Here is a 12,360-nt window from a genome sequence, read left to right on the forward strand (position 1 = left end):
CCCCAGTAGCGCGCGCCTGGACCCGTTCCGCGCCGAGAAGACGCTGCTCGCGAACGCGAGCTAGCCCGATACGACAGCGAGCCGATCAGGGAGCGGTGCCCGTGCCTGCGCCGGTGCCGATGGTGGCGTTGGTGGCGTTGGTGTCAGTGATGTCCCGCGTCGCCGCCGAGGCGCGGGTCGCCAGGCCCAGCGACAGGGCGACCCCGGCTCCCAGCGCGGTTCCCAGCAGGCGTCGGCGGCTCGGTGTGCCGCGGCTCGTGAACGGTGTGGTCGTCATGTTCGAACCCTGTTAGCCGCCGGCCCGGGCGCACATCGGCTCCCGGGCGTAAGCCCCGGGGCGATACCGACGCCACCACAGACACCACAGACACCCCCGGGACGAAGATCACCTCATGTGACTGGCGTGTCTCGTCAGGTGATCGTCGGCTTCTCGTTACCGTCTCGTAGCGGTTACGGTGGCGGTGATCGTACGGTGACCCAGATCACATCGTGAACATCAGGGAGTGTGGCCATGCGCATCGGAGTGCTGACCGGCGGCGGGGACTGCCCGGGCCTGAACGCGGTGATCCGCGCCGCGGTCCGCAAGGGCGTGCAGTTCTACGGCTTGGAGTTCGTGGGTTTCCGGGACGGCTGGAAGGGGCCGTTGGAACGCATGACGAAGCCGCTGGACGTCGAGGCGGTGCGCGGCATCCTGCCCCGCGGCGGCACCATCCTCGGATCCTCGCGGACCAACCCGCTGAAGGTGGACGGCGGCGTCGAGCGGATCAAGGAGAACTTGCAGGCCGAGGGCGTGGACGCGCTGATCGCGATCGGCGGCGAGGACACCCTCGGCGTCGCGACGATCCTCGGCGACGAGCACGGGGTCCGCGTCGTGGGCGTCCCGAAGACCATCGACAACGACCTGAACGCCACCGACTACACCTTCGGCTTCGACACCGCGGTCCACGTCGCGACCGAGGCCATCGACCGCCTGCACACCACCGCCGAGTCGCACTCCCGGGCGCTGATCGTGGAGGTGATGGGCCGGCACGCGGGCTGGATCGCCCTGCACTCGGGCATGGCCGGCGGCGCCAACGTGATCCTGATCCCCGAGGTCACCTTCGACATCGAGGAGGTCTGCGGCTGGATCGAGTCCCGCTTCGCCCGCGGCTACGCCCCGATCGTGGTCGTCGCCGAGGGCGCGCACCCGAAGGACGGGCAGATGCAGATCCAGTCCGGCGAACTGGACGCCTTCGGGCACGTCCGCCTCGGCGGCATCGGCGAGCGCCTCGCGGCCGAGATCGAGCGCCGCACGAAGAAGGAGGCCCGCACGACGGTTCTGGGGCACACGCAGCGCGGCGGGACGCCGTCGCCGTTCGACCGGTGGCTGGCGACGCGGTTCGGGCTGCATGCCATCGACGCGGTGCACGACGGCGACTTCGGGAAGATGGTGGCGCTGCGCGGGACGGACATTATCCGGGTGCCGCTGAAGGACGCGACGACGACGCTTAAGACGGTGCCGATGTCTTTGTACGAGGAGGCCAAGGTCTTCTTCGGATAGAACGGCTGGTTCGGTAAAGCCGCTGGTTCGGCTAAAGCTGGCGGTTCGGCTGAAGCTGTGTGTGGTTCGGCTAAAGCTGTGGTTCGGCTAGAGCTGGCGGTTCGGCTAAACCGGCTGGCGTCTGGTGCTTGCGCCCCCTGCCCACTAACGTCCTCATTTCGGACCGGTGGCAGGGGGCGTTCTCATGGCTCAGCGCACGAAGATGGCGGCGGTGCGGTGGACCCCGCCGGCGAATCCGCGTCCGGTGCGGCGGCGCGGTGATGCGCGGACGCTGCCGGAGCTGCGGCGCGTCGAGTTGCCGGGGGCGGGGCCGGAGCACGTCGCGGTTGATGCGTCGGGGACGCTGTTCACCGGTCTCGCCGACGGCCGCATCCTGCGGGTCACGCCGGAGGGGGAGGTGCGCACCGTCATCGGCACCGGGGGTCGTCCGCTCGGGCTGGAGATGCTCGGCGAGGATGCGCTCGTAGTCTGCGACGCCTATCGCGGGTTGCTGGAGGTACAGCTCTCCAATGCCACGGTCGGGGTGCTCGTCGCCGAGATCGAGGGTGAGCGGCTTACCTTTTGCAGCAACGCCGCCGTCGCTGCCGACGGGAGTATTTACTTCACACAATCCTCGCGCCGCTACAACATCGACGCCTATCGCGGCGACCTGTTCGAGCACTCCACGACCGGCCGGTTGCTCCGCTACCGCGAGGGCGCTGTCGAGGTCATCGCGGACGACTTCGCGTTCGCCAACGGTGTCGTGCTCGTTGATGGCGGCGCCGCTGCTGTCGTGGCCGAGACCGGCGGCTACTGCCTGACGCGCGTCGAGCTCGAAGGCCCCTACGCCGGCCGCAAGTCGCCCTTCGGCCCGCCGCTGCCCGGCTTCCCCGACAACCTCACCCGCGACGCCGAGGGCCTGATCTGGGTCGCCATGGTCACACCCCGCGACCCCGCACTCGACTGGCTCCTGCCGCGGCATCCGCGGCTGCGTTCGCTCGTCTGGGCCACGCCACAGCGTCTACAACCGGGGGAGAAGGACATGGCGTGGGCTATCGCGGTCAACGCCAAAGGGGAGCAAGTACGAGAGCTGCGCGCATGGGGCGTCGGCTACAAGGCGGTCACCGCAGTGCGCCGTAGCGGGGAGACGCTATATCTGGGGAGCCTTACGGAACACGCTATAGGTGTGGTCGAACTCGGCTCTCTATAACGCCCACGTCCGACTCGCACTCAGGTTGCCCAGCGCATACTCCCCTCGGAGTAGCCGCCTCCGCCGCACAGCCTCCGCTGGACGGATACCCGCGACCGGCGATCTGATCTAGCGTTCAAGCATGACCGAGCAGCCGCAGCCGCCTTCGCGCCCCTGGCTGGCGTGGCTGTGGATGGAGCGCTCCACGGTCGCGCTGCCGTTGATCCTCCTGGTCGTCGATGTGCTCGGGACCTGGGGCGCCTATGGTCACTGGCACAGCGGCGGCAGCAAGACCGTCGAGTACGGGATCCGGCCGCTGGACTGGTTCGGGTGGGTGCTGGTGGTCGCCGGCCCTGTCGCGCTGCACCATCGGCGCCGGGCGCCGCGGATCGCGCTGGCGGTGTGCCTCGGCGCCACGCTGACCTACCTCCTTATGGGCTACGCCTACGGGCCGATCTTTCTGAACGCGCTGCTCGCGGTGATCGTCATCGGGGGCACCGGCTACCGGCGGGAGATGTGGGCCGGGTCGCTGGTGTTCGCGGTCGGGATGATCTTCGTGCCGACGCACAGTGCCAAGGGCCAGCTGCGCAGCAGCCCCACCGAGATCCTGTTCACCGCCGGGTGGCTGCTCGCGCTGCTGATGCTGGCCGAGCTGTTCCGCGTGCTGCGCCAGCGTGCGCTGGAGGTGCAGAAGGCCCGCGACCAGGAGGCCAGGGCCCGGGAGCAGGAGTCGCGGCGGCAGGCCAGCGAGGAGCGGCTGGAGATCGCCCGGGAGCTGCACGACGTGCTGGCGCACTCGATCTCGCTCATCGCGGTGCAGGCCAACGTGGCGCTGGAGGTCATGGACCGACGCCCCGAGCAGGCCCGGATCGCGCTGTCCGCGATCAAGGACGCCAGCCGGTCGGCGCTCGGGGAGGTGCGCTCGGTGCTGACCGTGCTGCGCGGTGACCGGGTCCCGCCCCGCGATCCGGCGCCGGACCTGGGACGGCTGGGGCACCTGGTGGATCTGGCCGAGGTCGCCGGGCTGAAGGTGGCGCTCAGCGTGGTCGGGGACGTCGAGCACGTGCCGCTGGCGGTGAGCCAGGCCGGGTACCGGATCGTGCAGGAGTCGCTGACCAACGTGGTGCGGCACGCCGGCGCCGAGCGCGCCGCGATCCTGGTGGAGTCCTCCGACGCCCTGCACCTGCGGATCACCGACGACGGCCGCGGCTGCCCGCTGGGGGAGACCGCGAGCGGCGGCAACGGCCTGCCCGGCATGCGGGAGCGGGCCACGGCCTTCGGCGGTACGCTCAGCGCCGGTCCGAACCCCGGTGGCGGGTTCCGGGTCGACGCCCGCATTCCCTTCCGGGCGTCGCCGGTCGATCGGTCCAGCGCCGCCACCGAGTCCTCCGATCCCACCGATCTCGCCGAACCCACCGAATCCACCGAATCCACCGAATCCCCCATCGCCGAGGAGCCGTCATGATCAGGGTCCTGCTCGCCGACGACCAGGCGCTGGTGCGCGCGGGTTTCCGCGCGCTTCTGGAGGTACAGGACGGCATCGAGGTGGCCGGCGAGGCCACCGACGGCGCCGAGGCCCACCGCCTGGCCGCGGAGCTGGCGCCGGACGTCATCCTGATGGACATCCGCATGCCCGGCACCGACGGCCTGGAGGCCACCCGGCTGATCACCGCCGACGAGAAGCTGTCCGGCGTCCGCATCCTCATCCTGACCACCTTCGAGCTCGACGAGTACGTCTTCGAGGCGATTCGGGCCGGTGCCAGCGGCTTCCTGCTCAAGGACACCGAGCCCGCGGACCTGCTCCGCGGCCTGCGCGCGGTGGCCGCCGGCGAGGCCCTGCTGGCGCCCAGCGTCACCCGGCGCCTGATCGAGGAGTTCGCGGTCCGCAGCAAGCGCACCGGCCCGAACCCGGCCGCCGAGCAGATCAAGGCCCTGACCGACCGCGAGCGGGAGGTCCTGGCGCTGGTCGCGGGCGGGCTGAGCAACGAGGAGATCGCCGACCGCCTGGTGCTCAGCCCGCTGACCGCCAAGACGCACGTCAGCCGCAGCATGGTCAAGCTCGGCGCGCGCGACCGGGCGCAGCTGGTGGTGCTGGCCTACGAGTCGGGGCTGGCCCGGCCGGGCTGGCTGGACTAGACGAAACACGGCGTTCATCTCCGAGCGTGCGCGGCAGTACCAGCAGTCTCGGGTGAAACCCCACCCACAGGACTCGCCAGCACCGCGCAAATACACCCCGCTACAACGCCAGGACCTGGTATTACCTCCGTTCTGTGGCTCGGACCAGGTGGTCCCACGCACTGGACGCGCGCACAGAACGCACCCCGGTTTCGCGTACTCTGGCTCAATGAGCGAAGTTGTCGGGAATCCGGCCGGTACCGGACCCATCGAAGACACGTGGTCCGCGCTTCCCGCGGGCCAGCAGCCGGACTGGCCGGACGCCGCCGAGCTGTCCTCCGTCGTCTCCGAGCTCCGCTCGTATCCGCCGCTGGTCTTCGCCGGCGAGGCCGACCAGCTCAAGGACCGGATCGCCGCGGTGTCCCGGGGCGAGGCCTTCATGCTCACCGGCGGGGACTGCGCCGAGACGTTCGCCGGCATCACCGCCGACGCGATCCGCGCGAAGCTGAAGACGCTGCTGCAGATGGCCGTCGTCCTCACCTACGCGGCCTCGCTGCCGGTGGTGAAGGTCGGGCGCATCGCCGGGCAGTACTCCAAGCCCCGCTCCAGCTCCACCGAGACCCGCGACGGGGTCACGCTCCCGGCGTACCGCGGGGACTCGGTCAACGGCTTCGACTTCACCCCCGAGGCCCGTACCCCGGACCCCAAGCGCCTGTTGCGCATGTACCAGGCCAGCGCCTCCACGCTGAACCTGGTCCGCGCGTTCACCACCGGCGGCTACGCCGACATGCGCCAGGTGCACGCCTGGAACCAGGACTTCGTGGCCGGGTCGCCCTCCGGCGAGCGCTACGAGGCGCTGGCCGGCGAGATCGACCGCGCCCTGCAGTTCATGCGCGCGTGCGGCACCGACCTGGAGGAACTGCGCACCGTCGAGTTCTACGCCGCGCACGAGGGCCTGGTGCTCCCGTACGAGTCGGCGCTGACCCGCATCGACTCGCGCACCGGCAAGCCCTACGCGACCAGCGGCCACTACGTCTGGATCGGCGAGCGCACCCGGGACCTGGACGGCGCGCACGTCGAGTACTTCAGCCGGATCAGCAACCCGATCGGGATCAAGCTGGGCCCGGGCACCCGCCCCGAGGACGCCCTGTCCTACCTGGACCGGCTGGACCCCGAGCGCGACCCCGGCCGGCTGTCGTTCATCGTCCGGATGGGCGCCGGGCAGGTGCGCGAGAAGCTGCCGGCGCTGGTGGAGAAGGTCCGCAGCGAGGGCCACCAGGTGGCCTGGATCTGCGACCCGATGCACGGCAACACCTTCGAGGCGCCCTCGGGCCACAAGACCCGGCGCTTCGACGACGTGCTCGACGAGGTCAAGGGCTTCTTCGAGGTGCACCACGGCCTGGGCTCGCACCCCGGCGGCATCCACGTCGAGCTCACCGGCGAGGACGTCACCGAGTGCGTCGGCGGCGGCGCGGAGATCGCGTTCGACGCGCTGCACCAGCGCTACGAGACGCTGTGCGACCCCCGGCTGAACCGCAGCCAGTCGCTGGATCTGGCGTTCCTCGTCGCGGAGATGCTGCGCGCCCGGCGCTGAACCGCCCGAGCCGGTCCCCCATAGTTCCGGATCGACCACACCGCTCCCGTCCCGGCCTTCCCGGGACGGGAGCGATACGTTTCAGAGCATGGCGACTCTGAGCATCCAGCACCCCATCGACCTCCGCAGCGACACCGTCACCAAGCCCTCAGCGCCCATGCGCGAGGCCATGGCCGGCGCGGAGGTCGGCGACGACCAGTACGGCGAGGACCCCACCGTCCGGCGGCTGGAGGAGACCGTCGCGGCCCTGTTCGGGTACCAGGACGCGATGTTCGTCCCGACCGGGATCATGGCCAACCACATCGGGATCCGCCTGCAGGTCGCGCACGGCGAGGAGCTCATCTGCGACGCCGACGCGCACATCGTGGCGCACGAGAACGGCGGCCTGGCGGCGCACGCCGGGATCCAGACCCGCACCCTGCCCTCGACGCGCGGGCTGCTGGACCCCGCCGCCCTCGCCGCGATGATCCGCGTCGGCGACCGCTACACGGTTGGTACCCGCGCACTGGAGGTCGAGAACACGCACAACCGGGGCGGCGGCGCCGTGTATCCCATCGACACCCTCCGGGAGATCAGGGCGCTGGCCGACTCCTTCAACCTCGGGCTGCATCTGGACGGCGCACGCATCTGGAACGCGCACAAGGCCAGCGGCGTCGCGTTGCGGGACTACGGTGCCGTCGCGCACACCATGTCGGTCTGCATGTCCAAGGGCCTCGGCGCCCCGGCCGGCTCGCTGGTGCTGCTGCCGCCCGGCCGCTCCGAGGAGGCGCGGGCGCTGCGCCGGCGGCTCGGCGGTTCGATGCGCCAGGCCGGGATCCTGGCCGCCGGCGCGCAGTACGCCCTGGACAACAACCTCGACCGGCTGTCGCAGGACCATGAGAACGCCGCGCGGATCGCGACGGCTCTGCGCGCGGCCGGGGCATCGGTTCGTGAACCGGAGACGAACATCGTCCTCGTCGACGTCGACGACGCCCCGAACGTCGCAAAGGAATGTTTCGGCCTGGGTGTGCGCATCTCGCCCTTCGGGCCGAAACTGCTGCGGATCGTGACGCATTTGGACGTGTCGGCGCAGGACTGCGACACCGCCGCCGACGTGGTTTCCTCCGTCTTGATGCAATCCCCTGAGAGGGGCTAGGGTCGGGCCCGGCTAAGCCGGTTGTCGCAAGCAGCGAGCAAGGTGGGGAGAAGCCCGATGGGCTGGATGAACAAGCTGTTCGGTTCCGAGGAGGAAGTCGGCCCGGAGGAGGCGCACCGCCGCACTCAGGAAGCCGAGAAGGCCAAGGAGGGGGACAAGGCTCCGGCCAAGAAGGCCCCTGCCAAGAAGACCGCCTCCAGCGAGCACGAGCACGCCGAGCACGAGCCGGCCGCGAAGAAGGCCGCCGCCGCCGTGCCCGCCCCCCGCGCCGCGGCCCCGGCCGCCGCGCCGCACGCGCACGAGCCGGTCCAGAGTGGTTCCCCGACGCACCCGACGGTGTCCAAGGGCACGGGCAAGACGCTCGAGCACGACCAGATGCTCACCGTCCACATCCTCACCCACGTCCCCGAGCACTCCCCGCGCGAGGACGACCCGCACTACCACCTCTTCGAGCAGGCCAAGGCCCGCCTGAAGCGGCAGGGCATGTGGAAGTGCATCATCGACGACGACCTCTGCGACGGCCAGCCGGAGCTGCACCACACCCACGTGGAGTTCTCGCAGATCAACCAGGTCGACGAGAAGAAGATCATGCAGGCCCTCGGCCTGCACTTCGAGACCGACGAGGACTTCCAGAAGTGGGCCGAGTCGCCCGGCAACCTGGAAGTGCTGTGCGCCAACCACCACCGCGCGCACTACGGCATCCACGTCATACCCGGCCCGCTGTGGGAGGCGCTGCGCTTCCACAAGACCGGCACGGGACCGGCGGCCGAGTTCGTGCCCGCCGACGACGTCGAAGGCGCCACGGCCGCGGGCAGCGGTGACGACGAGAAGCCGGCGGCGAAGACGGCCGCGAAGAAGACGGCGAAGTAGGGTTCTCATAAAGCGTCGCCCGACCGGTGGTCCGGTCGGGCGACGCTTGGTTTTCGGGTGTGGGTATGCGGGTGTGTGTGGGTGCCGGCACCGAAAACCAATCGCCCGGACCCGCGCACTCTGCTATCCCTTGACCCTCATGACCACACCTCCCAAGCTCGGCGCCGGCACCCGCCTGCGATTCCACGGCCCCCTGTCCGCCGAACGCGCCGACCACATGGTCGCCGACCTCGCGGTGCGCCGCCCGGCCACCGTCGTCGACTACGGCTCCGGCTGGGGCGAGCTGCTGCTGCGCGTGCTGGCCGCCGTTCCCGGGGCGCGCGGCACCGGCATCGACGTCCACGGACCCGATCTCGTCCGCGGCCGGGCGCTGGCCGCCGAGCGCGGGCTGGCCGATCGGGCGACGTTCGTCGAGGGCCCTGCCGCGGACCACACCGAGCCCGCAGACCTCGTCCTGAACCTCGGTGCGTATCAGGCGTTCGGCTCGATCCCCGAGGCTCTGGAGGCGCTGCGCGGCCGTGTGCGTCCCGGCGGGCGGCTGCTGTTCGGCGCGGAGGTCTGGGAGCGTACGCCGACGGAGCCGGAGCTGGCCGCGATGTGGCCGGGCATGACCGCCGACGCCTGCCTGTATCTCCCGGACCTCGTCGACGCGGCGCTCGCGGCGGGCTTCCGTCCGCTGCGCGTCGAGACCGCGAGCCGGGCCGAGTGGGAGGAGTTCGAGTCCGGATACGGTGCCGACGTCGAGGAGTGGCTGCTCGACAACCCCGGTCACCCCGAGGCCGCCGAGCTCCGCGCGAAGCTCGACGAACACCTTTCGATCTGGCTGCGTGGCACGCACGGCGTGTTCGGCTTCGCCTACCTGACGCTCGGCGTGTCCGCCTGACCCCGTCAGGGTTCGATCAGGGCAATCCCAGGGTCCGCCCCGGATCCCGGCCGCCACCACCGCCACCACTGTTGAAGCCATGATGAACAAGACCTTCACTGCCACCACCGCTGCGGCCGCCCTGGGCGTCCTGACCATCCTCGGCTGCTCGGCGGCGACCGCCGACGCCTCCGCCGCGAAGACCCCCGTCACCGCAGCCCACCTGACCGGCTTCACCACCGACGACGGCCCCACCGAGCAGGTGATCCTCTCCGGCGCCGTCGGCGACTTCGGCAAGGGCGTCAGCGTGAACCCGGACGGCTCGGTCAACCCCGAGCACAACAGCCAGCTGGAACTCCAGCTCCAGCGCGGCACCTTCCGCCTCGACATCGCCTCGATCGACAAGGCCTTCGTCGCCGCGATGGCCCACCAGTTCCCGTCGGACCCGGCCACCTGCTCGGGCCACATCGACGTGACGCAGCACGTGGCGGTCGTGAAGGGCTCGGGCACCGGCGCCTACCGGGGCGTCTCCGGCGACTTCACGCTGACCCTCAGCCTCGACGAGGTCGACAAGCCCACCGCCGGCCAGCCTTGCGACGGGACCCAGGCCTTCGTGAGCCAGACGATCATCACCGCCGGCCCCGGGAACCTCCGGTTCTAGAACGCGCCCTGGATACCTCTCACGCCAACCGCCGGTCGCTCGCCCAACGGGTGAGCTCCCGGCGGTTCGACAGTTGGAGCTTGCGCAGCACCGAGGACACGTGCGTCTCAACGGTCTTGATCGAGATGACCAACTCGCGCGCGACCTCCTTGTAGGCGTAGCCCCGCGCGATGAACCGCAGCACCTCCCGCTCGCGCGGCGTCAGCCGGTCCAGCTCCTCGTCCCGGGCCGCCGCCCCGCCGCTGGAAAAGGCGTCGAGCACGAACCCGGCGAGTCGCGGCGAGAAGAACGCGTCGCCCTCGGCCACCCGTCGCACCGCGTCGGCGAGCTCGGCGCCGCTGATGGACTTGGTGACGTAGCCGCGCGCCCCGGCCCGGATGACGGCGATGACGTCCTCGGCCGCGTCGGAGACGGACAGCGCCAGGAAGCGCACGTCCGGCAGCGCGGCCGCCGTCCGCGCCAGTACCTCGACGCCGCCGCCCCCGGGGAGGTGCACGTCGAGTAGCACGACCCGGGGCCGCGTCGCCGTGATGACGGCGACGGCCCGGTCGGTGTCGTCCGCCTCCCCGACGATCTCGATCGCCATCCCCGGCCCTGCCATCCCCGACATCCTCGCCGTCCCTGCCGCCTCGGCGGCCCGGCTCAACTCGGTGCGTACTCCGGCGCGGAACATCTGGTGGTCGTCGACGAGTACGACGGTGATCGGATCCGCTGCCCTGGAATCGCCGACAGGGCTCACGTCTTCGCCTGCTTCCTCACTCACAGCGCATCTCCAATCGAACCTCGGTCCCCGCCCCGGGCGCCGTCCGCACCTCGGCCACCCCGCCGTGCCGCGCCATCCGCCCGACGATCGACTCCCGGATCCCCATCCGGTCCGCCTCCACGGCTTCGAGCTCGAAGCCGGGCCCGCGATCGCGCACGTAGACCTCGACCCGCCGCTGCCCCGCCGAGTCCTCGTCCGCCACCTCCGCGAACACCGAGATCGGCGCGCCCCCGGCGTACTTCGCCGCGTTCACCAGCGCCTCACGCGCGGCCGCGACGCAGGCGCCGAGCCGGTCGCCGAGCTCCGCGTCCCCGACCGCGACCACCTCCACCCGCACCCCGTGCCGGTCCTCCACCTCGGCCGCCGCGGCCCGCACCGCCGCCGCGAACGTCTCCGGCTCGGTCCCGTCGGCCGCGCGCCCGCGCCGGTCGTAGAGCCAGGCCCGCAGCTCGCGTTCCTGGGCCCGTGCCAGCCCCGCGACGTCGGCCGGATCGGCGCGCTGGATGAGCGTCAGCGTGTGCAGTACCGAGTCGTGCATGTGCGCCGCGACCTCGCCGAACTGCTGCGCGCGGATGCGTTCGGCCCGCTCGGCGTCGAGATCGCGCAGCACCCGCAGCAGATACGGCAGCGCGATCAACACCCCGCCGGAGAACAGGATGAGCGCCGCGATGACCGCACTGGTCTCCGCGGCGAACGAAGCCCCGTTGGTCAGCAGCCGCAGCAGCGCACCCCCGATGACCAGCGCCCCGATCGCGGTCCGGGCGTCGACCGCCCGCCGCCCCCGCTCCCGCACGTCCAGCCACGCCCCGCGCCGCTCCGCCGCCAGACCCCGCAGCACCAGCACCATGCCGAGCACCACCGCGGCCAGCGGTATCAGGGCCCGCAGCTGATCACCGGAACTGGGCCCGTCGAGCGCCGTCACGACCACGACGCCCACGGCCACCAGCACCGGACCCGAGGCGCCGCGCACCCCGGCGGAAGACGGTCGCAGCATGCCGGCCATGGTCACACGCCGGTCGCCGCCTACGCATCAGGGTCCGACCCCGAGACGTTCTCGGGGTCGGACCCTGCCAAGCCCATGAGGCGCTCGAACCGGCCTCGTGACCGAATGCTCAGGACGCCTCCGGCTGCTCCACCAGCTGCGCGATGTACAGCGGCTCCCCGAGCTGGCCGATCAGGTCGAGCTGGGTCTCCAGGTAGTCGATGTGGTGTTCCTCGTCGGCGAGGATCTCCTCGAACAGGTTCGCCGACGTGACGTCCCCGCGTTCGCGCATCAGCTTGATCCCGTCGCGCAGCCGCTCCACGGCCGCGACCTCGACCTTCATGTCGGCGTTGAACATCTCGGTGACGGTCTGGCCGATCTCCAGCGGGAACAGCTTCTGGAAGTTGGGCAGCCCCTCCAGGAAGATGATGCGGTCGGCGAGCTTGTCCGCGTGCTTCATCTCGTCGATGGACTCGCTGCGGGTGTACTCGGCGAGCTTCTTCCAGCCGCGGTTGTCCTGCAGCTTGTAGTGCAGCCAGTACTGGTTGATGGCCGTCAGTTCGGCCGTGAGCTGCTCGTTGAGGAACGCGATGATGTCCTTGTCACCCTGCATGGCGTCCGATACTGCCAGAGCCGCCGATCCGGGAGGTAACGGCGCGTGCGCGGATTG

13 protein-coding genes are annotated in these 12,360 nt (G+C 70.8%); 9 read left to right on the forward strand and 4 right to left on the reverse strand.

Going from position 1 to position 12,360, the window contains the following annotated elements; translation table 11 throughout:
* Positions 1–85 precede the first annotated feature (85 nt).
* On the reverse strand, positions 86–277 hold the full coding sequence (locus tag GWK61_RS30340) for a hypothetical protein (protein WP_194914563.1): 192 nt from the start codon (positions 275–277) through the stop codon (positions 86–88).
* A 234-nt stretch (positions 278–511) separates the two neighbouring features.
* Between GWK61_RS30340 and GWK61_RS30345 the strand changes: the two genes are divergently transcribed.
* The 9 genes from GWK61_RS30345 (at position 512) to GWK61_RS30385 (ending at position 9,945) form a co-directional block, all read left to right on the forward strand.
* Positions 512–1,540, forward strand: a complete 1,029-nt coding sequence (locus tag GWK61_RS30345; RefSeq protein ID WP_194914565.1) for a 6-phosphofructokinase — start codon at positions 512–514, stop codon at positions 1,538–1,540.
* 184 nt (positions 1,541–1,724) lie between these two features.
* Complete coding sequence (locus tag GWK61_RS30350; RefSeq protein WP_194914567.1) at positions 1,725–2,729, forward strand: SMP-30/gluconolactonase/LRE family protein; 1,005 nt, start codon at positions 1,725–1,727, stop codon at positions 2,727–2,729.
* Positions 2,730–2,850: 121 nt separating this feature from the next.
* The gene (locus GWK61_RS30355) at positions 2,851–4,173 is read left to right on the forward strand and encodes a sensor histidine kinase (protein WP_194914569.1); all 1,323 of its coding nucleotides are present in this window, start codon (positions 2,851–2,853) and stop codon (positions 4,171–4,173) included.
* On the forward strand, positions 4,170–4,844 hold the full coding sequence (locus GWK61_RS30360; protein WP_194914574.1) for a response regulator: 675 nt from the start codon (positions 4,170–4,172) through the stop codon (positions 4,842–4,844). The genes GWK61_RS30355 and GWK61_RS30360 overlap by 4 nt, the downstream gene beginning before the upstream one ends.
* A gap of 208 nt (positions 4,845–5,052) precedes the next feature.
* Positions 5,053–6,417 (forward strand): class II 3-deoxy-7-phosphoheptulonate synthase, encoded by a 1,365-nt coding sequence (locus GWK61_RS30365; RefSeq protein ID WP_194914575.1) that lies wholly within the window; start codon positions 5,053–5,055, stop codon positions 6,415–6,417.
* 88 nt (positions 6,418–6,505) lie between these two features.
* On the forward strand, positions 6,506–7,552 hold the full coding sequence (locus tag GWK61_RS30370) for a threonine aldolase family protein (RefSeq protein WP_194914576.1): 1,047 nt from the start codon (positions 6,506–6,508) through the stop codon (positions 7,550–7,552).
* A 57-nt stretch (positions 7,553–7,609) separates the two neighbouring features.
* Positions 7,610–8,422 (forward strand): hypothetical protein, encoded by an 813-nt coding sequence (locus GWK61_RS30375; protein WP_194914577.1) that lies wholly within the window; start codon positions 7,610–7,612, stop codon positions 8,420–8,422.
* 139 nt (positions 8,423–8,561) lie between these two features.
* Positions 8,562–9,305: an SAM-dependent methyltransferase gene (locus tag GWK61_RS30380; RefSeq protein WP_194914578.1), complete on the forward strand. Its 744-nt coding sequence runs from the start codon at positions 8,562–8,564 to the stop codon at positions 9,303–9,305.
* 79 nt (positions 9,306–9,384) lie between these two features.
* Positions 9,385–9,945, forward strand: coding sequence for a hypothetical protein (locus tag GWK61_RS30385; protein ID WP_194914579.1), 561 nt, complete (start codon positions 9,385–9,387; stop codon positions 9,943–9,945).
* A gap of 19 nt (positions 9,946–9,964) precedes the next feature.
* Here the strand turns inward: GWK61_RS30385 and GWK61_RS30390 are convergent, their stop codons facing one another.
* The 3 genes from GWK61_RS30390 to bfr form a co-directional block, all read right to left on the reverse strand.
* Entirely contained in the window at positions 9,965–10,708 is a 744-nt protein-coding gene (locus tag GWK61_RS30390) for a LuxR C-terminal-related transcriptional regulator (RefSeq protein WP_323747825.1), read from the reverse strand.
* Positions 10,701–11,702, reverse strand: coding sequence for a sensor histidine kinase (locus GWK61_RS30395; RefSeq protein WP_194914581.1), 1,002 nt, complete (start codon positions 11,700–11,702; stop codon positions 10,701–10,703). Before GWK61_RS30395 ends, GWK61_RS30390 begins: the two co-directional genes overlap by 8 nt.
* A 118-nt stretch (positions 11,703–11,820) precedes the next feature.
* Positions 11,821–12,303, reverse strand: coding sequence for a bacterioferritin (gene bfr / locus GWK61_RS30400; RefSeq protein ID WP_194914596.1), 483 nt, complete (start codon positions 12,301–12,303; stop codon positions 11,821–11,823).
* Between the last annotated feature and the right edge of the window lie 57 nt (positions 12,304–12,360).

It is taken from the genome of Catenulispora rubra (assembly GCF_015356825.1).
Classification (GTDB): domain Bacteria; phylum Actinomycetota; class Actinomycetes; order Streptomycetales; family Catenulisporaceae; genus Catenulispora; species Catenulispora rubra.